General features: G+C 69.3%; 29 protein-coding genes. 18 read left to right on the top strand and 11 right to left on the bottom strand.

Annotation, left to right across the window (positions count from 1 at the left end; all coding sequences use genetic code 11):
- Positions 1–15 precede the first annotated feature (15 nt).
- A complete protein-coding gene (locus ABTY04_RS30230) occupies positions 16–705 on the top strand; it encodes a UbiX family flavin prenyltransferase (protein WP_352216593.1) in 690 nt (229 codons plus the stop codon).
- Here the strand turns inward: ABTY04_RS30230 and ABTY04_RS30225 are convergent.
- The gene (locus tag ABTY04_RS30225; protein ID WP_352216592.1) at positions 702–836 is read right to left on the bottom strand and encodes a hypothetical protein; all 135 of its coding nucleotides are present in this window, start codon (positions 834–836) and stop codon (positions 702–704) included. The two genes, ABTY04_RS30230 and ABTY04_RS30225, sit on opposite strands and share 4 nt — an antisense overlap.
- A 130-nt stretch (positions 837–966) precedes the next feature.
- On the opposite strand from ABTY04_RS30225, the gene ABTY04_RS30220 reads away from it, so the two are divergent.
- The 8 genes from ABTY04_RS30220 (at position 967) to ABTY04_RS30185 (ending at position 7398) form a co-directional block, all read left to right on the top strand.
- The gene (locus ABTY04_RS30220) at positions 967–1422 is read left to right on the top strand and encodes an Lrp/AsnC family transcriptional regulator (protein ID WP_327284774.1); all 456 of its coding nucleotides are present in this window, start codon (positions 967–969) and stop codon (positions 1420–1422) included.
- A 91-nt stretch (positions 1423–1513) separates the two neighbouring features.
- On the top strand, positions 1514–2677 hold the full coding sequence (gene mqnE / locus ABTY04_RS30215) for an aminofutalosine synthase MqnE (protein ID WP_352216591.1): 1164 nt from the start codon (positions 1514–1516) through the stop codon (positions 2675–2677).
- Between the two features lie 93 nt (positions 2678–2770).
- Positions 2771–3292, top strand: coding sequence for a GNAT family N-acetyltransferase (locus tag ABTY04_RS30210; RefSeq protein WP_352216590.1), 522 nt, complete (start codon positions 2771–2773; stop codon positions 3290–3292).
- 136 nt (positions 3293–3428) lie between these two features.
- Positions 3429–3695 (top strand): DUF4229 domain-containing protein, encoded by a 267-nt coding sequence (locus ABTY04_RS30205; protein ID WP_371646903.1) that lies wholly within the window; start codon positions 3429–3431, stop codon positions 3693–3695.
- 387 nt (positions 3696–4082) lie between these two features.
- Complete coding sequence (locus tag ABTY04_RS30200; protein WP_502996747.1) at positions 4083–5384, top strand: dicarboxylate/amino acid:cation symporter; 1302 nt, start codon at positions 4083–4085, stop codon at positions 5382–5384.
- Positions 5385–5574: 190 nt separating this feature from the next.
- Entirely contained in the window at positions 5575–5862 is a 288-nt protein-coding gene (locus ABTY04_RS30195; protein WP_352216588.1) for a hypothetical protein, read from the top strand.
- Between the two features lie 196 nt (positions 5863–6058).
- The gene (locus ABTY04_RS30190) at positions 6059–6496 is read left to right on the top strand and encodes a hypothetical protein (RefSeq protein ID WP_352216587.1); all 438 of its coding nucleotides are present in this window, start codon (positions 6059–6061) and stop codon (positions 6494–6496) included.
- A complete protein-coding gene (locus ABTY04_RS30185) occupies positions 6493–7398 on the top strand; it encodes a hypothetical protein (RefSeq protein WP_352216586.1) in 906 nt (301 codons plus the stop codon). Before ABTY04_RS30190 ends, ABTY04_RS30185 begins: the two co-directional genes overlap by 4 nt.
- 13 nt (positions 7399–7411) lie before the next feature.
- Here the strand turns inward: ABTY04_RS30185 and ABTY04_RS30180 are convergent, their stop codons facing one another.
- Positions 7412–7732, bottom strand: a complete 321-nt coding sequence (locus ABTY04_RS30180) for a hypothetical protein (protein ID WP_352216585.1) — start codon at positions 7730–7732, stop codon at positions 7412–7414.
- Positions 7729–8013 carry a hypothetical protein gene (locus ABTY04_RS30175; protein WP_352216584.1) on the bottom strand — a complete coding sequence of 95 codons (285 nt, stop codon included), beginning with the start codon at positions 8011–8013 and terminating at the stop codon, positions 7729–7731. Before ABTY04_RS30175 ends, ABTY04_RS30180 begins: the two co-directional genes overlap by 4 nt.
- A 186-nt stretch (positions 8014–8199) precedes the next feature.
- Between ABTY04_RS30175 and ABTY04_RS30170 the strand changes: the two genes are divergently transcribed.
- Positions 8200–8526, top strand: coding sequence for a peptidoglycan-binding domain-containing protein (locus ABTY04_RS30170; protein WP_352216583.1), 327 nt, complete (start codon positions 8200–8202; stop codon positions 8524–8526).
- A gap of 58 nt (positions 8527–8584) precedes the next feature.
- Complete coding sequence (locus ABTY04_RS30165; RefSeq protein WP_352216582.1) at positions 8585–9247, top strand: hypothetical protein; 663 nt, start codon at positions 8585–8587, stop codon at positions 9245–9247.
- A 9-nt stretch (positions 9248–9256) separates the two neighbouring features.
- On the opposite strand, the gene ABTY04_RS30160 is transcribed toward ABTY04_RS30165, so the two are convergent.
- Both ABTY04_RS30160 and ABTY04_RS30155 read right to left on the bottom strand, forming a co-directional pair.
- Positions 9257–9445 (bottom strand): DUF397 domain-containing protein, encoded by a 189-nt coding sequence (locus ABTY04_RS30160; protein WP_352216651.1) that lies wholly within the window; start codon positions 9443–9445, stop codon positions 9257–9259.
- Positions 9445–10305 (bottom strand): helix-turn-helix domain-containing protein, encoded by an 861-nt coding sequence (locus ABTY04_RS30155; RefSeq protein WP_352216581.1) that lies wholly within the window; start codon positions 10303–10305, stop codon positions 9445–9447. The genes ABTY04_RS30160 and ABTY04_RS30155 overlap by 1 nt, the downstream gene beginning before the upstream one ends.
- Before the next feature lie 155 nt (positions 10306–10460).
- On the opposite strand from ABTY04_RS30155, the gene ABTY04_RS30150 reads away from it, so the two are divergent.
- From ABTY04_RS30150 to ABTY04_RS30130, 5 genes are all read left to right on the top strand, one after another.
- The gene (locus ABTY04_RS30150) at positions 10461–10874 is read left to right on the top strand and encodes an ATP-binding protein (RefSeq protein ID WP_502996746.1); all 414 of its coding nucleotides are present in this window, start codon (positions 10461–10463) and stop codon (positions 10872–10874) included.
- Positions 10875–11192: 318 nt separating this feature from the next.
- Positions 11193–12008 carry a helix-turn-helix domain-containing protein gene (locus tag ABTY04_RS30145; protein ID WP_352216580.1) on the top strand — a complete coding sequence of 272 codons (816 nt, stop codon included), beginning with the start codon at positions 11193–11195 and terminating at the stop codon, positions 12006–12008.
- Positions 12009–12217: 209 nt separating this feature from the next.
- Positions 12218–12607: a hypothetical protein gene (locus tag ABTY04_RS30140; protein ID WP_352216579.1), complete on the top strand. Its 390-nt coding sequence runs from the start codon at positions 12218–12220 to the stop codon at positions 12605–12607.
- A 765-nt stretch (positions 12608–13372) separates the two neighbouring features.
- Positions 13373–13999 carry a lasso peptide biosynthesis B2 protein gene (locus tag ABTY04_RS30135; RefSeq protein ID WP_352216578.1) on the top strand — a complete coding sequence of 209 codons (627 nt, stop codon included), beginning with the start codon at positions 13373–13375 and terminating at the stop codon, positions 13997–13999.
- Between the two features lie 61 nt (positions 14000–14060).
- Positions 14061–15818 carry an asparagine synthase-related protein gene (locus ABTY04_RS30130; RefSeq protein WP_352216577.1) on the top strand — a complete coding sequence of 586 codons (1758 nt, stop codon included), beginning with the start codon at positions 14061–14063 and terminating at the stop codon, positions 15816–15818.
- Here ABTY04_RS30130 and ABTY04_RS30125 read toward each other — a convergent pair.
- From ABTY04_RS30125 to ABTY04_RS30105, 5 genes are all read right to left on the bottom strand, one after another.
- Positions 15802–17013 (bottom strand): hypothetical protein, encoded by a 1212-nt coding sequence (locus tag ABTY04_RS30125; protein ID WP_352216576.1) that lies wholly within the window; start codon positions 17011–17013, stop codon positions 15802–15804. The two genes, ABTY04_RS30130 and ABTY04_RS30125, sit on opposite strands and share 17 nt — an antisense overlap.
- A gap of 362 nt (positions 17014–17375) precedes the next feature.
- A complete protein-coding gene (locus ABTY04_RS30120; RefSeq protein ID WP_352216575.1) occupies positions 17376–17861 on the bottom strand; it encodes a hypothetical protein in 486 nt (161 codons plus the stop codon).
- A 263-nt stretch (positions 17862–18124) separates the two neighbouring features.
- Positions 18125–18598 (bottom strand): hypothetical protein, encoded by a 474-nt coding sequence (locus ABTY04_RS30115; RefSeq protein ID WP_352216574.1) that lies wholly within the window; start codon positions 18596–18598, stop codon positions 18125–18127.
- Positions 18599–18602: 4 nt separating this feature from the next.
- Positions 18603–19742: a hypothetical protein gene (locus ABTY04_RS30110; protein WP_352216573.1), complete on the bottom strand. Its 1140-nt coding sequence runs from the start codon at positions 19740–19742 to the stop codon at positions 18603–18605.
- Positions 19742–20353, bottom strand: a complete 612-nt coding sequence (locus tag ABTY04_RS30105) for a WXG100 family type VII secretion target (protein WP_352216572.1) — start codon at positions 20351–20353, stop codon at positions 19742–19744. The genes ABTY04_RS30110 and ABTY04_RS30105 overlap by 1 nt, the downstream gene beginning before the upstream one ends.
- Before the next feature lie 185 nt (positions 20354–20538).
- On the opposite strand from ABTY04_RS30105, the gene ABTY04_RS30100 reads away from it, so the two are divergent.
- Positions 20539–20886: a GntR family transcriptional regulator gene (locus ABTY04_RS30100; protein ID WP_352216571.1), complete on the top strand. Its 348-nt coding sequence runs from the start codon at positions 20539–20541 to the stop codon at positions 20884–20886.
- Positions 20883–21833 carry a DUF1648 domain-containing protein gene (locus tag ABTY04_RS30095; protein WP_352216570.1) on the top strand — a complete coding sequence of 317 codons (951 nt, stop codon included), beginning with the start codon at positions 20883–20885 and terminating at the stop codon, positions 21831–21833. Before ABTY04_RS30100 ends, ABTY04_RS30095 begins: the two co-directional genes overlap by 4 nt.
- Before the next feature lie 86 nt (positions 21834–21919).
- On the opposite strand, the gene ABTY04_RS30090 is transcribed toward ABTY04_RS30095, so the two are convergent.
- Positions 21920–22153 (bottom strand): hypothetical protein (locus ABTY04_RS30090; protein WP_352216569.1); only part of this gene is annotated, 234 nt, incomplete at its 5' end.

Genomic DNA, 22153 nt, shown 5'->3' with positions numbered 1-22153 from the left:
GATAGTCTCGGAGCTATGACTGACGGCAAGCGCACCCCGTGGGTGGTCGGGGTTTCCGGGGCGTCCGGGACGCCGTACGCAGCCGCGGTGATCCGCGGACTGCTGGCGGCGGGGGAGAGCGTGGACCTGGTGGTCAGCCGGGCTTCGAGGCTGACCCTGCTGGACGAGACCGGGATCGCCTTCCGCGACGCGCACTGGCGGGACGATCTCGCCGCCTGGCTCGAACGCGGGGCGGACGGCAAGCCGGCCACCTTCGCCCGGCCGGAACTGGACGGCGTCCGCTACTGGGGCGCCGGCGACCTGGCCGCCGGGCCGAGCTCGGGCTCGTACCCCGTGAAGGGGATGCTGATCGTGCCGGCGTCCACGGCCTGTGTGGCGGGAGTGGCGCTCGGGCTGTCTAAGGACCTGCTCCAACGCGTCGCGAGCGTGACTCTCAAAGAGCGGCGCAGGCTGGTGGTCGCAGTGCGGGAGACCCCGCTGAACGGGCAGACGCTCAAGCATCTGGTGGCGCTGGACGAGGCGGGCGCAGTGGTGCTGCCCGCCTCTCCGGCGTTCTACGCGGGTGCGACGCACATCCAGGACCTGGTGGATTTCGTCGCGGGGCGGGTGCTGGATGCGGCAGGGGTGCCGCACCGGCTGTACCGCCGGTGGGAGGGGGAACTCGGTGGTGCGTCCCGCCTCCGGGAGGCAAGCGGCGGTGACTAGCGCTTCTTGGCAGTGCGCGGCTTGCGGGTCCGGTCGACGCGGTGGGCGGCGGCGGGCTGGTCGGTGCGGGATCGGTTGGCCAGCTCCTGGAGCTGTCGCATGTGCGCGTAGGCCATCTCGATCGTGTACACGGTGAACCACTCCTGATGCTCGTCAGATCATCATTGATCTATTGAAAGATTCACAGGGCGTTGACCCTGTGTGCCTTTGATTCTATACGTAAACTTGCGGGATCGCCGAATAATGGAAGGCTCCAGGTATATGGACGCGGTGGATAGGCAGCTCATCCAGGCACTCCGGGAGAACGGACGTGCCTCGTACGCGGAGCTGGGCCGGCTCGTGGGCCTCTCCGGCCCCAGCGTCACCGACCGGATCAACCGGCTCGAATCGGCCGGCGTGATCACCGGCTACCGCGCGACCGTCGACGCGGCCTCGCTCGGACTCGGCGTCACGGCGCTCATCGGCATCTCCCTCTCCGACGCCGCGGACCACGAGGACGTGGCCCGCCGGCTGCGCGACCTGGCGGAGATCGAGGACTGCTGGTTCATCGCCGGCGACGACTCGTACATGCTCAAGGTGCGGGCCGGCGACGTGGACGGGCTGGAGAAGATCATCCGTAAGCTCTCCAGCACCAAGGGCGTCTCACGCACCCGTACCACGATCGTGCTCTCCACGAAGTGGGAGAACCGGGTCGGGGACCTGCCCGAAGAGGGCTAAGAGTACGGTTGCGGGGTTGGGCAAGGCTGTCCGTACGGGGCAGTCCGGGCAGCGGTACAGGACAGCAGGACACAGAGGAGGCGACCGGCCGATGGACGCTGGGCTCAAGCGTGAGCTGGAGGAGAAGGTCCGCTCCGGCGAGCGGCTGACCCGTGAGGACGGCATCGCCCTCTACGAGTCCGACGACCTGGCCTGGCTGGGCGGCCTCGCCCACGAGGTGCGCACGCGCAAGAACGGCGACGTCGTCCACTTCAACGTGAACCGCCACCTCAACATGACGAACGTGTGCACCGCGTCGTGCGCCTACTGCTCGTTCCAGCGCAAGCCGGGCGAGAAGGACGCGTACACGATGCGCATCGAGGAGGCCGTGCGCCTGGCCAAGGCCATGGAGAACGAGAACCTCACCGAGCTGCACATCGTCAACGGCCTGCACCCGAGCCTGCCGTGGCGGTACTACCCGCGCTCGCTCTCCGCGCTGAAGGAGGCGCTGCCGAACGTCTCGCTGAAGGCGTTCACGGCGACCGAGATCCACCACTTCGAGACGATCTCCGGCATGTCGGCCTCCGACATCCTGGACGAGCTGATCGAGGCCGGTCTGGAGTCGCTGACCGGCGGCGGTGCGGAGATCTTCGACTGGGAGGTCCGCCAGCACATCGTCGACCACCGCACCCACTGGGAGGACTGGTCGCGCATCCACCGGCTCGCGCACGAGAAGGGTCTCAAGACCCCGAGCACGATGCTGTACGGGCACATCGAGGAGCCGCGCCACCGCGTGGACCACGTGCTGCGGCTGCGTGAGCTCCAGGACGAGACCGGGGGCTTCCAGGTCTTCATCCCGCTGCGCTACCAGCACGACTTCGTGGACATGCAGGACGGCAAGGTCCGCAACAGGCTCCAGGCGCGGACCACGATGGCGACCGGCGCCGAGGCGCTGAAGACCTTCGCCGTCTCGCGGCTGCTGTTCGACAACGTCCCGCACGTCAAGGTCTTCTGGGTGATGCACGGCGTGCAGACCGCCCAGCTGGCCCTCCAGCACGGCGCGGACGACATGGACGGCTCGGTCGTCGAGTACAAGATCACGCACGACGCGGACAACTACGGCACGCCGAACAAGCTCGGCCGTGACGATCTGCTGGAGCTGATCCGCGAGGCGGGCTTCCGCCCGGTCGAGCGCAACACGCGCTACGAGATCATCCGCGAGTACCCCGGCCCGGACGCGGCCCTGCGCGAGACCCCGCAGGCGATGCGCGTCTGACGCGCCACAGCACCCGAAGCGCCCTGGTCCGCATGCCGGACCGGGGTGCTTTTTTGCTGGCGAACCCCCGCAAGTAATAGATACTCTTGCCTCATGACCCTTACGTTCACTCTGGATCCGCAGATCGACCCGGCGCTGCACGAGGCTCTCCTCGACCTGTGGACGGACGCCTCCAACGCCGGGGGCGCCGTGGGTTTCGTCCCGCCGGTCGTCCAGGACGACATCCGCCCGCAGCTGATCAAGCAGCTCGGCCTGATCGCCGATGGTCATATGCGGCTCCTGGTGGGCCATGACGAGGCCGGGCTGGCCGCCGTCGCCTTTTTCGGGCTCAACCGGCACGCCCTGATGACCCACTGGATCTGGCTCTACACGGTGATGGTCCATCCGGGCCGTCAGGGCCGGGGCTACGGCCGCCGGCTGATGGCCGCTTCCGCCGACTGCGCCCGCGGGATCGAGGGCGTCGAAGCCATCCGGCTGTCCTGCCGCGGCGGCATGGGCCTGGAGCACTTCTACGCCGCCTGCGGCTACAAGGAGGTCGGCCGCGTCCCGGGCGCCATCCGGGTGGCCCCGGGCGACGACCGCGACGACATCACGATGCTGCTGCCGCTGCACTGACCCCCGCCCGGGCGACCCCGCCGGGCCGGGGCGGGGGCCCGGCGTGCTTCACTGGACGGGCACGTGACGACGTACCGACGAGAGAGAAGGGGTCACCGTGTCCCTCAAGCCGAGCGCGACGATCCGCTACACCGCGATGCGCCTGGGCATCTTCGTCGGATGCCTCGTCCTGGTCGCCGTTCTGGTCAACGTGGGCTGGGTGCCCGCAGGCCTCGGCGACGCCAACCCCGCCTGGGTCGTGCTTCTCGCCCTCGTGATCTCCGCGCCGCTCTCCTTCGTGCTCCTGCGCAAGCAGCGCGACGAGATGTCCGCGCAGATCTCCGGACGCGTCGCGGGTGCGAAGGACCGGCTCGCCGCGAACCGCTCCCAGGAAGACGCGGCGGACGACGCCGCCCGCGCCTGAGCCCGTACGCCTGACCCCGTACGCCTGACCCCGTACGCCTGACCCCGTACGCCTGACCCTGCAGGGGAGCCGTTGGCTTCCTCACACACCGAACCGCCCCAGTACCGGGAACTTCCCCCGCGTGCTGGGGCGGTGGCGTTTGCGCATGCCCCTGGCTCAAAGTGCACCTTTGAGAACCTCAAAGGGAAAGTGTTAGCGTGTTAAACATGTTGACCACAGTTGCGCACGAAATGACCACGAGTGTCCCGCTCGTGGCGCGCCTGCACGTCGACCTGTGCCGCCGCGTGTCCGCGGCCTGTTGTGGCTGTCGCTGAGCCCACGCCCCCTTCTTCTCTCTTTCTCTTCTTCTCTGCATCTTTCTTTGCGCATCACCCCCGGAGTGTGTCCGTGTCCGCGACCCCTCAGGCCCCCGCCAAGGCCTCCTTCAAATTCCCGTTCTGGGCCCAGATCGTCACCGGCCTCGTGCTCGGTGTCCTGCTCGGCTGGCTAGCCCGCAGCCAGGACATCAGCTGGCTCGCCAAGACCCTCGAACAGGTCGGCGACATCTTCGTGCAGCTGCTGAAGCTGGCCGTGGCCCCGCTCGTCTTCTTCGCGATCCTGGTGTCCATCACCAACCTGCGGAAGGTGAACAACGCCGCCCGCCTCGCCTCGCGCACCCTGCTCTGGTTCATGATCACCTCGCTGATCGCCGTCGGCATCGGCCTCGCGATCGGCCTGCTGACCAACCCGGGCGCCGGCACCGGCCTCACCCCGCAGGACGGCAAGCTGCCCAAGCGCACCGGCTCGTGGCTCGACTTCCTGACCGGCATCGTGCCGAAGGACGTCATCACGCCGTTCACCGAGCTGAACGTGCTCCAGATCGTCTTCCTGGCCGCCGTCGCCGGCATCGCCGCCCTCCAGCTCGGCACCAAGGCGCAGCCGCTCCTGAACGTCGCCGAGTCGGTCCTGGAGCTGCTCCAGAAGGCCCTGTGGTGGGTCATCCGCCTCGCCCCGATCGGCACCGTCGGCCTGATCGGCACCGCGATCGCCTCGTACGGCTGGGAGCTCATCGGCAAGTACGCGACCTTCACCGCCGACGTGTACGTCGGCTCGGCGCTCGTGATGTTCGGCGTCTACCCGCTGCTCCTCGCGACGGTCGCCAAGGTCAACCCGGTCCAGTTCTTCAAGGGCGCCTGGCCCGCGATCCAGCTGGCCTTCGTCTCCCGCTCCTCGGTCGGCACCATGCCCGTCACCCAGAAGGTCACCGAGCGCCTCGGCGTCCCGAAGGAGTACGCGAGCTTCGCCGTCCCGTTCGGGGCGACCACGAAGATGGACGGCTGCGCCGCGATCTACCCGGCGCTCGCCGCGATCTTCATCGCGCAGATCTTCGACGTCCAGCTGACGGTCACCGACTACCTGCTGATCGCGTTCGTCTCGGTGGTCGGCTCGGCCGCCACGGCCGGCCTGACCGGAGCCACGGTCATGCTGACGCTGACCCTCTCCACCCTGGGCCTGCCCCTGGAGGGCGTCGGCCTGCTGATGGCGATCGACCCGATCCTGGACATGATGCGCACCGCCACCAACGTCGCGGGCCAGGCGCTGGTCCCGGTCGTGGTCGCGGCCCGCGAGGGAATCCTGGACAAGAAGGCCTACGCGGCCGCCTCGTCCTCCCCGCTGGACGAAGGCACCCCGGTGGCCGTGGCCGCCTGACCGGCCTGCCACCCCACCCGGCGCAGCCCCCCCCGCCCCCGTCCGGGCGGGGGGGGCTGCGGTGCGTGTCGGCCCGATCGGAACGAGAACCGCAATCCGTCCGCCGCCCCGGGACGTATCGGATGTGCAGGGCACACCGATGGTCATGGCGTTCGGCGCCTTCGGTACCGCCCGGAAAGGGGATCGTACGATGAGGTCCATCGCTCGCAGGGTGGGCATCGGCATCAGTGGTGCACTCCTCGGCCTGGGAGTCTTTGCCGGTCCGTCCTTCGCCGAAGCGAACCCCGGCGGAACCGGCCAGCCGTCGGCGGAGTGCGAGGACGTCAGGCCGGGCCATGCCTCCGAAGCACCTGGGTCCGCCTTCAACGAGGACGGCGTCGCCGGCACCCACTACGCCGGCGAGCAGCCGCAGAACTCCAGGAACAGCCACTCCGTCTCCCAGTACGACGTGGCCTGCTTCCAGCTCTCCCAGCACTGAACGGGACACTCGACAGCTCCCGCACGCGTGAGCCGCGAACCGTGCCCACGCCGGGAGCTGCAGCGCGGTCGCCGCAAGGGGCGTCCGCTACCCGGTCCGGCACTCCGCAAACGCTCCCACCGTCACTGACGATGTATTAACTTGTGTATCCTCGCGGGCAATTCACCCGCACGGGCCGCTGAGCTGGAGGAACAGGGTGCTGTCGGAAACTCTGGAGATGCTGGCCGCGTCGGGCGGTGCGGCTCTGGTGGGCGCGGCCGCGACGGATGCATGGCAGACGACCCGGTCCGGCTTCACCCGGCTCCTGGGACGCGGGAACCCGCAGACCGAACAGGCCACGGCCGGCAGGCTCGACCGCCTCGCCGCGGAGGTGAGCCGGGCTGCCGGCCCCCAGGAGCTGGAGTCCGTCCGGCGCGACCTCCGTGCGGAGTGGTGCGGCCGGCTGAAAGACCTCCTGGAGGAGCAGCCCGAGCTCGCGGCGGAGCTCGGCGAGCTCATCGACCGCGTCCAGGGCGAGCTGCCGGCGGCCCAGCAGACCTGGGTGCAGAACAACACGGCGTACGGGGGCGGGATCCAGAACATCACCCAGGGCGGCGACATCATCGTCGGCGACGTCGGCCGGCCCCGGCGGTGAGCACACCCGACGAGCCCGGTAGCCAGAACAACACCGCCCACGACGGCGGGGTGCAGAACATCGCCCAGGGCGGCAACGTCTACAACCTCAACGTGTACCCGCCGGCTTCCGGTGAGTCCGCCGGCGTGCCGGCCGAGCCGGCCCCGTCCGGGCAGCGCGCACGGGTGTTATCGGGCCGAAGGCTCGCTCTTGCCGTCGGCGCGGCCGTCACGGTGATCGCCGTGCCGACGACGATCCTGGCCCTGCAGTACGGCCCGCTGAGGACCGAGAACGTCGACAGTGCCCGTTCGGCGCCGCCGGCCGGTGCCCCGTCCTCGCCCAGCGGCTCCGCGGCATCCCCGTCCGCCCAGCCGTCTGCGTCCGCGTCTGCGTCCGCGGTGATCGCCGGGCCGACCGCCCCCGCCGCTGCCGCCCCGGAGACGCCGAAGCCCTCGGCAGCACCGACCCGCCGGTCGGCCACGGCCAGCTCCGCGTATCCGTCCAAGGATGTGGCCTGCGCGACCCGGTGGTTCACCGCCCCCGGCGTCCCCGACATCGAGTTCCAGCCCTGCACCCAGGCGGTGAGCGGGTCGGGAGGGGCCCAGTTCGGTGTCATGGTGCGGAACGGGGGCGCCACCCAGCTGGTCGTCACGGTGTTGGTGCAGCCCGTCGTAACCGCGACGGCCAAGGGGTGCCCGTTGCAGGCGGGGCCGTGGCAGCAGGTCGTGATCGACCCCGGTAAGACCTGGTACAGCCAGTTCGAGAAGTGCTCGCTCGGGAACGAAGTCAAGGGGCACCGGGTGCAGTCCGCAGCCCGAGTCGCTCTCGACCCCGCCAGTGATGCGGATCTCGGGAAGGCCGACCTGCACTACTCAAGGGCATTCGACATCAGTACGAGCGGCACGGCCACGGTGGCCGGCTGAGGAGGCCGTTCGTTCAGCCCAGGGTCTCGCCGCGGATGAACGCCGTCAGGCCGAGGAGCAGTGGCGGGGCCAGCCACCACAGGCCCATGGTGCGGCGCACGCTCGGGATGAGGGTGATGAGCAGGCCCAGCATGCTCAGGGACATCGAGATGAGGCACATCGCGCCGACGCCCTCGTAGCCCGAGTGGTCCCATTCGCCCTGGGGTCCGGCGTACAGGGCCCCGAAGACGGCGATGGCGTTCAGCAGGTGGATGAGCCCGAGCGGGATGCCCAGGACCCACTGGAGGCAGCCCCGGTCCTCGGGCAGGTCGATGCTCTCGCGCCCAGACGTCATTGCATGGCCTTCTTCACGTTGCCGAGGTTCTTCTGGAAATCATCCCCGTAGTTCTGGGCCTTGTCCGACTGCCAGTACGGGCCGCCGTTGTAGCGTGCGGCGATCTCCTGCATCCGGGCGTCGGTCAGCCGGTCCGCCGGGATGTTCGCGCAGCCGGTCTCCTCCTTGATCTGCGCCAGGAACCCGGCGGCGATGAAGGCGTTCGTCTTCGGGTCCCGGAGCGCGGACTTCACCACGCTCCGCTGCTGCTCGGTGAGGTGCTCCGGGTCGTAGCCGAGCACCTCGGCACCGCGCCGCAGCTGGACGGCGATCGGGCTCCTCGGCCTGGACGAGGAGATCGCGCAGCCGCCTGAACTCGGCGGCGTTGCGCTCCACCGGCGCCGGGTTGCACTCCTCCAGGAACTGGACGTCCTTGCGGTGGCTCAGGCTCACTTCCGGCTCCACGTACTCGCCCCCCGTCGAGGAGGTTGTCGAGGAAGGTGCGGGCGGTTCCGTCTTACATCGGCTACGGCTACACCACCTTCGGGCCGGGCGTGAAGTGCGCCCAGGTCTTCGCCAACCGCTACGGCGGGTACGCGGGCGCGATCCAAGAGGACGGCCGATATGGACAGGAGACGCAGTCGGCGATCAAGAAGTTCCAGGCCCGTGCCCGCCAGTACCCGTACAACTACCAGCTGGCGATCGACGGCATCGTCGGCAGGGCCACGGGTGCGGCCATGCTGAAGATCGCGCAGCAGGACCACGACCTGGAGCCGCACATCTACATCACCTGCACCTTCGAGCTGCCCAGCTGACGGAGCACTCCCCCTACACTCGGTCGCTGTTGTTCAACTGACTTCGTATGGAGGCCTGGTGACGGTACGGGAGATACGTGCGGCGGCGCAGATGATCGGGCGGCGCAACGCACTGCGCTACCTGGCCATCGGGGTCGGAGCCTCGCTGGTCGCGGCGTGCGGAGGCAAGGGCAAGGACCCCCTGCCCGGCACGCCGTCGGCCCTGGCCGACCCGGCCGCTCCGGCCGCCGGGGGAGGCGCGGCGGCATCGTCCGCGGCTCCGGCTCCGGCCTCGTCGGGTCCGATCGCCCGGGCCTTCGACGCCTTCATCGGGGGCACCTGGAAGCTGGAGTCGACCACGCCAGGCGGCAAGACGGTGCACGGCACGGCCACCGTGATGGCCCCGCCCGGGGGCAACGGCGGCTTCACCATCGCCTGGGACGCCGTCGGCGGCCACGCCCCGGTCACGTGGACCGGATCCTGGCTCCTGCGCGGCGGCCACCTGAGCTGCGACGTCTTCGAGGGGGGCAAGGAGCTGAGGAGGCTGAGCGGCGGCGAGGCCCTCACGGTACCGGCGACCGTCGAGGACACCGCCTCGCTCACCCTGCCCTGGAAGCCGCCGGAGTCGCACGGCATGGTCGACGGCCAGCAGCTGAAGGTGACCTACAAGGACAACGTCCTGCGGATCGTCCACAACAACGGCCACAACAGCGAGTCGGTGCACGTCTGCACCCGCGCCTGAGCGTCGTCGTCAGACTCCGGATGCGTGGGCCACGAACCCGGCCCACGCGTGCGGCCCGACGGTCAGGTGGGCCCGCTGGATGTCCTTCGAGTCCCGGACCAGGACCGCGGTGGGGGTGGCCGCCACCTCGACGCAGTCGTTGATGTTGCTGCTGTCGCTGTAGCTGCTCTTGAACCACTCCAGCTCAGAGTTGTGGATCACGTCTCTCCCAGCAGTTTTTCGACGAAGGCTCGTGACTCCCGCGGCGAGAGAGCCTGGGCCCGGATCATGCCATATTGCAGCTCAAGGATCCGGAGCTGCTTCGGATCGGAGACCGGGCGACCGTTGAAGATGCCCTCGCCGCGCCCTACCGCCGAACCGTCTGCGAACTTCAGCACTTGGATCAGGCCCTCCATCCCGGCGTGATCGTCACAGTTGGTCGGCATCACCTGGATCGTGACGTTCCGCAACTGACCCAACTCCAAAAGCCGTTCGAGTTGTGTGCGTCGAACCATTGTGCCTCCGATGGTGCGCCGCAGGGTCACCTCTTCTTGGACGAAACTGAGCGCTGCCCCCGGCGACCGCTCGAAGATCGATTGCCGGGCCAGCCGTGCAGCTACCCCCCGCTCCACCTCTTCCGGTGACTGTGGGGGCTGAGCCATCTCGAATAGCGCCCGTGCGTACCCCTCGGTCTGCAACAGGCCATGAATGTTGTGGTTGCCGTAGGCGGCGAGCTCGACCGCCTTCCCCTCCAGCTTGGCCAGGGCCCGGACCTTCTTCGGGTACCGGACCTGCTCCAAGTCCGCCTTCATCGCCTTGATCCTGCCGCCCGCGTTCAGCACCTCGTCCGCCCTGTCCAGGTACTCGGGGCGGGGGATCCGCTTGCCCGCCTCGACCTTGCGGACCTGGTCCTCCCCGTACTGGATGGCCGTCCCGAAGTCCGCCGGCCGCATCCCGGCCGCCTCGCGCCAGGCCTTGAGCTGGCGGCCCAGCGCGGCCACCACCGCCACTCCCTGTTCGTCCTCCGGGTCGACGTCCCAGCCGGGCTCTTCCGTACCATCACTGCTGTCCACGCTCATGCGCGCCCACCTCCGACGAGCCGATGTCCTCAGCGCCCCGTACCCGTCGGGTCGGCCCGGACGGCCAGGACAGCGCTGGACAAGCTCCGGACAAACGCGGGACGTACGGGCGGCTTCCCTTCTCACAGTACGCACGGACGGCCACGCTGAGTGACGTGATTCCTCAACTCGTCGACTTTCACGTTCAGCTCTCCGCCACCCCGCGCGGGGCCCGACTCGGCCGCATGCTCGCCATCGAGCAACTCCGGGCCTGGGGACTCCCCTTGGAGGCGCCCGCGCAGATCATCGCGGAGCTCGCCACCAATGCCGTGACCCACGGGCGGGTCGCCGGGCGGGACTTCCGGCTGGCCCTCACCGTCACCCCCGGCACGCTGCTCATCGAGGTGACGGACGCCCGGGGTGACCGGGTCCCGCAGATCCGCGACGCGGGGCGGGGGCTCGTGCTGGTCGAAGAGCTGGCGGATCGCTGGGGCGTAAGGGAAGGGCCGGCGCCGTGCAAGGTGGTGTGGGCCGAGGTGTCGTTCGCCGCCGCGTCGCGGGCCGCCGAGATCCGGCGCGCCCGGACGTAAAAAGACCAAAGAACCGGGGGTAAAACCAACCGACCCAACCCCACCGGACCCCGTCGCCCGGTCGGGTGAACTATGCCAACTGGGCTGGATTCGGGGCCGGTTGGCGGGCATATGCTCGCCCCGACAACCGCAGACATGAGACGGCCCCCGGCGGGACTGCAATCCCGGTCGAGGGCCTGACCATCTTAGGAAGTGGCTCGCTTCCCCATGGCTCTTCAGCACCCTAGCGCGCCCTCGCGCGCATCGTCCCGAGTTCGGCCCGGGACCCCCCGATCCGGTGTCATCCACGTCAACACGTGGCACACGAGTCACTTCACCGTGGTCGGCAACCACCTCCTCCAGCACCCCGAGCTGTCGGCGACGGCGATCGGGGTCGCGGCGTACATCCAGTCGCTGCCCGACGGGGCCCCGGTCGGAGTCAGGGCGCTCACCGAGCGGTTCCCGGAGGGGGAGATCCGGATCGGCACCGCCCTGCGGGAGCTGGAGCGGCACGGGTACCTGGAGCGGCGCCGCGAGCGGCTGGAGACCGGGCAGGTGGTGACCCGGACGTACTCGTACAACAAGCCGGTGACCACCTCGGGCGGGCCGCCGCCTCCGCCGGACCGGGAGCCCGTACCGGAGCCGGAGCCGGACCGGGAGCCCGTACCGGACCCGGAGCCGGACCCGGAGTGCGACCCGGTGCCTGCGCCCGACCCCGGGCCGGTGCCTGCGCCGGAGCCGCAGGAGGCCGCCGGGCCGGAGCCCGACCCCGCGCCGCAGCAGTTGCACCCCGGGGCCGCCGATCTGCTCGCCGGGCTGCGGCGGTACGACCCACGGCTGCTGCTGGCCGAGCGCGACGTGGTGCGGCTCGCGCCCCACGTGTCGGCCTGGCTGGAGCGAGGGGCCGATCCCGAGGCCATCGGGCAGACCCTGTCCGGGAACCTCCCCGAGCCCCTGCGCAGCGCAGCCTCCGTACTCAAGTACCGGCTCACCGCGCTGATCCCCCCGCACCTGCCACCGGCCCCGGCGGCGGCCGTCGCGGTCAGACGGCGGCCGGACCCGTTCCAGACCTGCGACGGCTGCGAACGCGCCTTCAGGTCCCCGTATCCCGGACGCTGCCGCGACTGCCCGCCGGAGGCGCGCGAGGCCGCCTGAGCCGGGGCCCTCTCGGGTTGACGTGCTGCGCCGCCCTGCCGCTCGGGCGGGACTCGGCACGGTCGTCGGACCCCGCCTCCGCAGCGGCGGTGCAGCGAACGGGAGTTGAGGCCGTCGCGTTCGGCGTGGCGGTCGGGTGAATGTCGGCGCTCGCTGATACGTTCGAATCGCAACGCGAGATCGGGTTCTGCTCACGGGGAGAGATCTGAATGAACATTGCGAAGCGCATGGGCGCGGCCGCGGCCGCCGCCCTCACCATCGTCGGGGGCACGGTCGCCTTCGCGTCCTCGGCCAACGCGGCCGGCTCGTGGCAGTGCCGCCACTGGACCGAGGGCACGGCATGCGCCCGGACCGTCTCCAACGGCTATGACGTCCAGTGGTACAAGCAGCCGGAGGCCGGCGGCGCCCACCACGTCGACTTCAGCCTGGAGTGCACGAACGGGTACACCTACGGCGACCCGGGGTCCTTCTGGATCGACTCGTACCAGACCCGCAGCTACGTCTTCGCGGTCGGCGTCCGCGGTTCGTGCCGCGCCGTGGTCACCGACTACACCTCGGGCAAGACCTTCTACTCGGGCTACGCGACCAAGCTCGGCTAGTCAGCGCAGCAGGCCCGCCGTCCCCTTCGCCGCCCGCGATCCGCAGGCGGCGAAGGGCTTTCCGGGCGTCCGGCGGCGGCTCGGCCTGGAGCCGGAGCGCGGCCTCACCCGTTCGGCGTAACCGCGGTCGACGTGCTCGCCACGGTTCCTGCCGATGCCGGGGCGGAGCACGTCGTGGGATCCCAGTGCCGGACGTTCGTCGCGATGGCGTCTCCGGGGTTGTCGTGCTGCGCCGTCCGGCCGCTCCGGCGGGATGTCGCCACGGCTGCGGCCCCGGGGCGTGGTCAGCTGGCAGGCGTCCCCGCTTGCCGACATCGAAAGATGGTGCCCGGTGTTCCGAGCCCGCTTCCTCGCCGCGGCCGCTGCCTCCCCGCTTACACCGGTGCGCCCCCCTTCACGGTCGTCCCCCGCCCTGCCTTGGACCGGGTGATGTCGTGATCAACCCGACTGCGGCAAGGCGAATCTTGCTGGTCAGACCGCCGCGGGAGCTGCTTTTGCGGTGTGTGTAGTCCGGTTGCGGGGCATTCGACGCAGAGTAGCCTGGACTTGATCGACGCTGCCCGATTCTGGAGGTAGGCGATGTTCGTCCGACGGCTGCGGCGCCGTATGCCGCATCGGTTTGTTCTTCTCGGCAACGGCCGTTCGATTCGAGGCTTCAGCGGGGAGCTTTACGACGGCCACGGATATCAGTCCTGATACAGCGCCTCGTGTCGAACTCGGCCTGCCGCAGAGTCCGTGCGGCAGGCCGAGTTTGGAGTGTGTGAGGTGGCGGAAGAGACCGACACCCTGGTGGCCATTACGCGGGTCCTGTCACCGCATTGCCGTGTCACCAGGACGTCCAGCGGTGCCCTGATCGCCGACTGGAGGCGGCGGACCCGTTTTCTCGGCATGACGACGACGGACGTTCAGAAATTCGTCGAGGGAAGCTCCGAGGAACGTGCCGAACTCGTCACCGATCTCATCCGCGCTGGGTGCGCGACGGATCACCGGAAGGCGTACTCGGACGTCGAGGTCGGGCTCTGGCTGCGCGGAGTGCACCTGTCGATCCGGACCATGGGATTCGGGCGCGTCCTTCGGCTCCTGTCCGTGGCGGCCCCGGTGTACACACGTGCAGACCCTCCTTCGGCGGACGAGGTGGCGCGGCTGAAACGGGCCGTGCGATCACACAGCCACAGGAGCTGGTTCGTGAACGACGACTGCAAGGCCGAGGCCGTGACGGCCTTCGTCCTTCTGCGGCGATGCGGCTTGAACGCCGTGCTCCACGTCGGTGTGCGCGAGCACCCGTTCGCCTTGCATGCCTGGAGCTCTTCGGCGGGCGTGTGCATCCCTGATGCCGATCCGCGGGGCCACGCGTTCGCGCCGGTCCTCTCGATCAGTTGCGCAGGGCAGTGACGTGCAAGCACTCCGCCTTGACTGGGCAAAGGGTGCACCGAGGCTCCGGGCGGCCGAGGCCATGGCGCGGCAGGGACTCGTGACGACGGTCTCCTCACGGGCCGGCACTGCAGTGGTCGTCGGCTGGGTCGGCTCGGTCCGTGACCGCGAGGCGGGCGCGCGCGGGCTCCTGGACGACGTCGGCCGAACGGGAGCCACAGCACGTCTGCCGATCGGCGACTACGCGGCTGTCCTGGTGTGCCGCGACCGCATTGTGCTGATGCGCGACGACCATGCGCGCATTCCCCTGTTCTTCAGGGAGTCCGGCGGGCGCGTGAGTGCGGTGAGTACGTCGGCGCGCTGTCTGGGCGACTTCGAAGCGCTGGAACGCAGCTACTTCTGCCGGTACCTGACCGGGAACATGGCGCAACCGCACTCGGAACTCACCCCGTTCTCCGGTGTGCACCGGATCCTCGGTGGCGAGGTCGTGGAGCTTTCGATCACGGGGCAGATGCGCGATCGGGTGCGCAGACGCGTCGGTGGGGCCGACGCCCCGGGGGAATCGACGGCGGACGGGCTCCGTCTCAGCGGGGCCGCGAAGAACCTGCGCCTCGCACTGGAGCATGCCGTCGGGCGCAGAGTGGGCCGGATGACGGCATGCCACGTCTCCGGCGGCATCGACTCCACCAGCATTGCATTGCTTACAGCGCGCCTGCTGTCCCAGGGGCGGGGCCACCCCGGGGACCTGGTCCTGCTCGCCGGGCGCTTCGACAGAGGAGAGCTGGCCGGGGAGCAGCCGTACCTCGAAGAGGCGATGAAGGAGATCTGCAGTCATGTACCGGCAGCCCGCCCGGTGATTGCCGATGTCGGCGACGTGGCCGATTTCGACGACTTCGAACACCACGCGGGAGACGCGGACGAGCCCCATGCGCACGCCTTTCGCGCCCCGTTCTGGAGCAGGCTCCATGGCAATGCGGCGGAACTCGGCTGCGACATCCTCATGACCGGTTGCGGGGCCGATGCGATCGCGGACGCCAACCCTCTCCACCTGCACAGACTGGCCCGCACAGGGCAGTTCCGGCAGATGACGAAGCAGGCACGTGCCTGGGCCGCGGGCACCGAGCGTGGCGTGCGCGACGTCGTCTACGACTACGTCGTGCGCCCGGCCCTCCCACTGGCAGCCGAACGGATCACTGCGCTCGACCGCCGCGGGACCGTGCTGGGCAGCCTCGGCAGCTTCGCCCGCCCCCGTTGGCTGCGATCCGGATTCGCGCGGGCCCACGGCTACCGTGAGGCGAGCATCGCGGAGAGCCGCTTCGTGTTCGGGCGCAGGCCGGAAGAGTCGTTCTTCGAAGCGGCCAATTACCTCGCCGCTCCCGACCCGCTGTCCTGGCACCGGGCAGGGCAGGACGGATTCTTCCTCTCGCACCCCTTTCTCGACCGCGAGGTCATCGCCACGATGCGCCGCCTGCCTGCTGAGGCCACGTTCCATCCGGGCCGCCCCAAGGCGGTTCTGCGCGAGGCCATGGCAGATCTGCTCCCCTCCCGGATCGTCGGCCGAGCGGTCAAGGTCCCCTTCGACCAGCTCTACGCCCGTGGCCTGCGGGCACACGGCGACGAACTGATCGACCTCTGCCGCTCCGCGAGGCATCCGCTGGTCGCGGAGATGTTCGACATCGAGGTGCTGTGCCGGGCAGTGAGGGAGGCACGGCTCGGCGTCGGGGACGCGGAATCCTGGGACCGCATGAACAGCTCCCTTGCCCTCGTGGCGTGGCTGGAGCGACTGGACCCGCGGTCCCGCGCGCTCGGTGCGGCAACGGCGGTCACCGACGGCTCTTGATGTCCCACAGCGATTGCTGGATCGGGCCCGTCACGACATCGACGAGGCCGTACCGGTCCCTCACCTCGCGGCTTTTCGCGTCGGACGGGACACGATCTTCCTCACCCTTTCGGGTGATGGATGCGGACACGCTTGCGCCCTTCGTGCCGAAGTTCCAATAGACGTCGACGAAACGGGGTTCCATCGTGCGTTCGTTGATCGAATTGTTTTCGTGCACCCTGCCGCGGTAGATGAGGGAGTCGAAATCCTTCTGGTTCCTCTTCATCCACTTGGGAACTTCGCCGCCGCTCCAGGAGTACTTGGTGAATTTGACGGAATCCAAGCCGAGTCGGTCTTTGCGTGCGAAGCTCGCGGTGGCGTAAAAGGCCACTTGGTCGTACGGTGTGTCGATGGGCAGCTGCACAACCGTTCGAATGGCGAACGAGTCGCTTGCCTCGATCCAGTGTCCCGGGGTCATCCATGGCTGCGCCGCCACCAACTCGCCGGGCTGGTGGACTTCCCTGCGGGAGAGCGGGCTTTTCTCCTGGGATTTTGTCCACTGCTCGACATCGTCACGCCATTGCTGCCGGAGCCGGTCATACGTGCTCACCGGCACTCTTTGCCCCATGGCGTGGAACTCGGCTCCCATGATGTAGAAACCCACATCGCTGTGGTTTTCGAGTGTGATGTCGACCGGCAGGGCGAATGATTTCCGGTCCGTGCTCAATTCGGGATCCCTCATGACCAGCTTGATGACAGGCCTGGCCCCGTGCTGGTATGGCTGATAGAGGTTTTGGTAGCCAAAATTGGCGATCGCGAATACGGAGGAAGCGATGAACGCCGTGGCCACCCTCTTCGGAGCGGGGATCTCGACCGATGTCCGCCACACCGCGAAGACGGCCCATGCAGAACCCGCCGTGAGCAGGCCCGACAGCGCCTTGTAGTACGAAGAGTCGCCGGTCAGCACCTCAAGCAGGAGCATGGAATTGGTCAAAAGTGCCATGACCGTGCCGGCCAGCGCGACCAGTCCGGAGTAGGGGAAGCTCTTCCAGAACCAGTGGTCCATGACCCCGGCCCCTCCCAACACCGCGGTGACCGAGGCCACGACGAGGCCGGCGCCGGCGATGCGGCCCATGAAGGTCAGGGCCTCGCTGAGGTCCTCGATACCGAACCGGCCCAGATAGGCCGCCGTCAGGAGGAGGAGCAGGAGGATCAATGCCGGGGTCGTCCATGACCATCGGGTCTTCTTCGGAACCCGTCGCGCCCGCAGGTGCGAGCCGGATCCGGACCTGGGTGGGGTCCTCACGTGATCACCTCCTGAGACTGCAGTCCATGCGCGGTGCTCCGGAGCCGAGGCTCAAGCATCATCGTCCGTGCCGATCCGCGCGACAGCCATCCGGATGCCTCTGGACGGCCTGGCCAGTCCGCGCAGCAGACCCGCCGTTCGCTTCGCCGCCCGCGATCAGCGGGCGGCGAAGCGCTTTCCGGGAGTCCGGCGGCGGCTCGACCTGGGGTCGGAGCGCGGCCTCACCCGTTCGGCGTCTGCCCTGAAGATCCTTGCCGTCTCGTCCTCGGCATTCAGGGAAGGATGTGGAACGTGAGCTCGGTGGTCGTGGCGTCCACGGTGTGCCCGTGCACATAGCCGCGGCTCGACTGGTAGCTTCCCGTACCTCCGGTGATCGCGACGTCGAAGTCCTGCGGGGGCACGGCGTAGGGAGCATGGCCCTGGACCGTGATGTCGCCGTTGGCGAGGGCGAAGGTGAGCAGGCACTGCAGAGTGCCCGAGCCTGCTTCGAAGTCGATGATGGTGCAGTCCCCGCCGCCGGAGCCGACCACCTGGCCGTCGCGGTAGAGGTCGTTGGAGAGCGTGAACCCGCTGCCCTGGGCATCGCCGGGGCCGTTCGGTGTGAGAAGAGTGGTCTTCGCGATCAATGACAGCACCTGCTCGGAGTTCTTGCTGTTGCCCTGGGGAGAGGCAGCAGCAGCTGAAGCCAGCGGAGCGGAGAACAGCACCGCACTCAGGGCGGCCACAAGACTCCGACGGACCAAGCGGGAATTACGCATGCCGGGATTCTCCTATCAGATCGTGGGTAATGCGGCCATTCCGGCCGTCTGATTTTCCCCGTGGTTCGCGTCAGAGTTGATCACGGGACATTCCGTCCCGGGAGGAGACTCACGTCGTCATTCGGGTGACATCGGAGCCTTGGGCGGAAGCGGCTCCTGCGCGGGGTCGGACGTCTCCATGGGTGGAGCTGACCAGGGCGGATGCCACGCGCCCCGTCCCGGAGCACCGGGACGGGGCGTGACGGAACCCGCCCGGCGGGTGGTCAGGGCTTCTGGAGCCGGAGCCGGAAGTCCGGGCAGACGTCCGGGTCGAAGTCGTCGTAGAGGAACGTACGGGTGGCGTCCACACCGATGGAGAGCCTGTCGAGGGTGTCGCCCTTGAGGAAACCGACCGGCTTGTCGAAGTGCAGGCGCAGCAGCGCGCGGTCGTTGGAAGCGGTTGCCTGCTGGATCTCCCAGGTGCCGGAGGCGTTGAACGTGTCGCCGGAATCCGCGCCGAAGTAGCTGCCGTTGAGCCACTTCTCCGCTGTCATGGCGCCGCCGGAGGACAGGGTGAGACGGACTCCCCCGGCCTTGCCGGAGCCCTCGTAACTGCCGATGACCTCCAGGGGCGTGGCGCCCTTCCCGGCGACCGGAACGCAGCGCTGGAAGGCGTCGGAGCCGCAGGCCGTGAGGGTGGCGGCGAGAACCGCGAGGGTGGTGGCGGCGCCGAGGGCGCGCCGGGTGTGGTGGGACATGGTGCTACTTCCCTGCTGCCGGGATGCGTTCGTCCCACGTCATCTCCTGGCCGACGGTGGAGAAGACGCCGCTGTCGCGGTTCGTCTCCTTCAGCCAGTCGTAGTAGCCGAGGTAGTGGAGGAAGGATTCGTTGCTGGTCTTGTTCTTGAGCGTGTACTCGACGACGAGGGAGCCGTCGGGGTCCTGGCCCTTGACCGTGTAGTCGAGGGAGTACGAGCCGGCGAAGGCCTCGCCCAGGTGCTTCTCGTCGCCGGTGGCGATCGCCGGCAGATCCGTGAAGACGAGCTTCTCCAGGGCGGCGATCTTTCCGCCCTTGGAGATCGAGTAACTGACGGTGCCCTCCTCGCTCCCGTCCTTGCGCCATTGGGCGAGGGTGTCCGCCCTGAGCTGTTCCATGCTCACGCTGGATTTGATCAGCTCGGTCATCCGGTCGCCGTCGTGGTACTCGCGGTTGCGCGGGCCGTCGCCCGTGACCCAGGCCCAGCCGAGGGAGTACGGGTCGTCGCCCTGGGCGCCCGGATGCGGGTCCTTGCCCTGCATGGCCAGGTCGAGGGCGTTGTAGTCGGCCTGGCTGATCGAGTTGGTCGTGTCGATGTTCTTGTGCTGCGGGTCGGTGTTGAACCAGTCGCCGAGCCCGATGTCCGACATCAGCGAGAACGCAAGATTCCGGTCGGCGACGATGCCCCGTTTCACGATCTCGACGATCTCCTGCTGGGCGCCCTCGATGACCTTCGCGTCCGCAGAGCCCTTCTCGATCACCTTGCATTCCCCGTTGATCACGTCGGGCGACACGGCGCCGCTGGACTCTATGTGCAGCCCCTTGTCCTGCGCGCGCTTGACGGCGTCCTTCAGGTCCTTCTGCACTGCCTTGAAATCGCCGAGCGCGTCGTCGAGCACACCGACCGCCGCCTCCGCGACCTTGGCGGCCGCATCGATCTGGCGCTCGATGTCGTCGATCATCCGCCAGGCGTAGGGGGCAGCCGCGCCCTCCCAGTAGCCCTTGTCCCGCAGCGGAGTGAGCATCTCGTCGTGGACCCGCTTGGGGAGGCCGGTCAGGTCCGTGTGCGTGGCGCGCCACTGGTCGGCGAGCTTCTGCAGCGGCCCGAGGTCGGTGTCGAGGATCTCCTGGTAGAACGAAGGCACTACAGCCCCTCCAGATTCGAGCGGCGCGGCGCGATGCACATGAACGATTCGTCGATGGCGGTGTCCGTCTTGCGGTAGTCCCGGGCTCCGGCGCGCAGGCTCTCGGCTATGTGGGCCAGCCAGCCCGCTACGGTGCCGGCCTGCTTCTCCCACTGCGTTCCTGCCGTGCTGATGGCCTTGGCCGACTCCCAGCCGTCCATCGCCGTCGCCGCAGCCTTCGACGGGTCCTCAAGGGAGGCCGCCGGCTTGGTGAACGCCGTGTGGATCTCGTCCGCGCGTTCCGCCGCCCTGGTGAGGACGCCGGGTTCGATCTGGAGGCGGTCCTGGGGCGGGCCCGGGGGTGGTGTGACGGGCGGGTACGGCCGGAGCCGGAAGTCGGGCGCGGCCGCGAGCGGGGGGCCCTGGAGGGACGGGCCCTGGAGCGGCGGGGCGAGGTAGGGCGGGCTGGTCAGGGGCGGGGCCGGACGCAGCGGGACCGGTGTCAGCGGATCCGTGTAGCTGTCGGCGGGCGGGGCCTTGATGACGCCGGCGGCCCAAGCGGAGTTGTGCCGCTTCAGCTCGTCCGGGGACAGCGGAAGTTGGGACGGTTCGGGCAGTTTGTCGTCGCTCATATGCAATTCCCCCGTGTCGTGCGAGTGCGCCCAGCAGCCTAACGGGGATGCCGGGATGGGCTGGTGGCGAGAGGGGCAGCCTGGTCGACGTGACGCAACCGCCGATCGGCTGGTCCGAGACGGTGAGCGCGGGCCCGGCGGAGCAGATGAGCGGATGAGCGGATGGTGCTAGTGTCATTGGCACCATGTTGCTGAGGCTGAACATCGCAGACAGTCAGCCCCTGCACGAGCAGGTGGCCGCCGCCGTCCGGCGTGCCATCGCCGAGGGGGAGTGCGGTCCGGGGGACCGGCTGCCCTCGGCGCGCGAGCTCGCGCAGGTGCTGGGCGTCAACACCAACACCGTCCTGCGGGGCCTGCGCGCCCTGCGCGACGAGGGGCTGCTCGAATTCCGGCGGGGCCGAGGGGTATCGGTGGCCGTCGGGGCGGAGCAGCGGTCGACGCTGGTGGAGCGCGTGCGCGAGCTGGTGGCGGATGCCGCGCGCGGGGGGTACAGCAGGGCCGATCTCATTGAAATGATCAAGGAGGCGCCGTGAACGGCCGTACGGGGCGGAGCAGTGGACCGGTGTGGGGGGCGGCCGTCTGGGCGGCGGGGGTCCTCGTCTTACTCGTGGCGCTGCCACTTGCGGCGAGCGGGCGGCTGCCGGACCGCCTGGCGACCCACTTCGACGGCGGCTCCGGACGGCCCGACGGCTCCATGCCGCTGTGGGCGGCGGTGCTGTTCCCGGCGCTGATCTGGGCCGGGCTCGCAGTGGGCTCGGCGTACCTGCGGCGCGGGGCGGCGGCGGGGCTGCTGTGCGGCGGGGTGTTCCTGGCCGGAGCCCAGGTGTCGATCGTGCGGGCGAACCTGGACCACGCGGACTGGCAGGACGCGGACTCGGTGAACGCCGGCGTCGCGGTGACCGGCGTGGTGGCGGTGCTGGCGGGCCTGGCCGGCTGGCTGGCGAGCCGCCGCTTCCCGGCGCCGGTGGGGGAGTCGGCGCACGAGGGTTCCGTCATGGACATCCCGGCCGGTGAGCGGCGCGTATGGCTCTCCCGTACGTCGAACCCGTGGCTCCAGCTGACGGCGGCAGGCCTGGGGGTCGTGGCGCTGGCCGCCGTCCTCGCCGCGGCGGGCGGCCTGATCGAGGTCCCCTGGGCGCTGGTGCTCCCGTTCTCCCTGGCTTCGGCCGCGGCACTGACCTGCTCGTCGGTCCGGGCCCGGATCACCGCGCAGGGCCTGGAGGTGGCCTTCGGCCCGCTCGGCCTGCCTGTACGCCGCTGGGCCGCCGAGGACATCGAATGGGCCCGCGCGGAGCAGCGCACCCCGGCGCAGGCCGGCGGCTGGGGCTACCGGGTCGGCGCGAAGGGCACGACGGTGATGCTGCGGAGCGGGACCTGCCTGGTGGTCCGGTCCGGGGGCAAGGACTTCGCGATATCCGTGGACGACGCGGCCCGCGGCGCGGCCCTCCTGAACACCCTGACCCCCCGCCGCCCCCACTGACCCTGTCAGCCGAACTCAGCCGGACTCAGCCGGACTCAGCCGCGAACCGGGCGAGGCAGGCCGCCGCGCCGTGCCACTCTGCTGCGTTAACTCGTGTAGTAGCCGGCGATGTCGGCGATGAGGTCGACGGATCCCGCGTTGTTGTAGAAGCTGACCTTTCCGTTGACGACGGGGACGATGACGAGGTTCGGGATCGTCTGTCCGGCCGTGACGTTGAGGTTGGACGCGCTGGTGCGGGTCGTGCCGTTCGGGTAGACGGAGACGTAGCTGGCGTCGGTGGGGTTGGTGGCGGTGACGTTGAGGACGACCGCGGTTACTCC

Origin of the sequence: Streptomyces sp. NPDC097981 (genome assembly GCF_040302565.1) — a bacterium.
Classification (GTDB): Bacteria; Actinomycetota; Actinomycetes; order Streptomycetales; family Streptomycetaceae; genus Streptomyces.
Note: the sequence above shows the minus strand (reverse complement) of the source record. Positions and strands in the feature narration are given on the sequence as shown.

Excerpts from the sequence above, each read along its gene's own strand:
- ABTY04_RS30115 (WP_352216574.1), bottom strand. The coding sequence starts at position 18,598 with ATGTCCCACCACACCCGGCGCGCCCTCGGCGCCGCCACCACCCTCGCG.
- ABTY04_RS30120 (WP_352216575.1), bottom strand. The coding sequence starts at position 17,861 with ATGCGTAATTCCCGCTTGGTCCGTCGGAGTCTTGTGGCCGCCCTGAGT.
- ABTY04_RS30230 (WP_352216593.1), top strand. The coding sequence starts at position 16 with ATGACTGACGGCAAGCGCACCCCGTGGGTGGTCGGGGTTTCCGGGGCG.
- ABTY04_RS30210 (WP_352216590.1), top strand. The coding sequence starts at position 2,771 with ATGACCCTTACGTTCACTCTGGATCCGCAGATCGACCCGGCGCTGCAC.
- ABTY04_RS30140 (WP_352216579.1), top strand. The coding sequence starts at position 12,218 with ATGAACATTGCGAAGCGCATGGGCGCGGCCGCGGCCGCCGCCCTCACC.
- ABTY04_RS30180 (WP_352216585.1), bottom strand. The coding sequence starts at position 7,732 with ATGACGTCTGGGCGCGAGAGCATCGACCTGCCCGAGGACCGGGGCTGC.
- ABTY04_RS30205 (WP_371646903.1), top strand. The coding sequence starts at position 3,429 with ATGCGCCTGGGCATCTTCGTCGGATGCCTCGTCCTGGTCGCCGTTCTG.
- mqnE (WP_352216591.1), top strand. The coding sequence starts at position 1,514 with ATGGACGCTGGGCTCAAGCGTGAGCTGGAGGAGAAGGTCCGCTCCGGC.
- ABTY04_RS30220 (WP_327284774.1), top strand. The coding sequence starts at position 967 with ATGGACGCGGTGGATAGGCAGCTCATCCAGGCACTCCGGGAGAACGGA.
- ABTY04_RS30100 (WP_352216571.1), top strand. The coding sequence starts at position 20,539 with ATGTTGCTGAGGCTGAACATCGCAGACAGTCAGCCCCTGCACGAGCAG.
- ABTY04_RS30105 (WP_352216572.1), bottom strand. The coding sequence starts at position 20,353 with ATGAGCGACGACAAACTGCCCGAACCGTCCCAACTTCCGCTGTCCCCG.
- ABTY04_RS30130 (WP_352216577.1), top strand. The coding sequence starts at position 14,061 with ATGGCGCGGCAGGGACTCGTGACGACGGTCTCCTCACGGGCCGGCACT.
- ABTY04_RS30155 (WP_352216581.1), bottom strand. The coding sequence starts at position 10,305 with ATGAGCGTGGACAGCAGTGATGGTACGGAAGAGCCCGGCTGGGACGTC.
- ABTY04_RS30195 (WP_352216588.1), top strand. The coding sequence starts at position 5,575 with ATGAGGTCCATCGCTCGCAGGGTGGGCATCGGCATCAGTGGTGCACTC.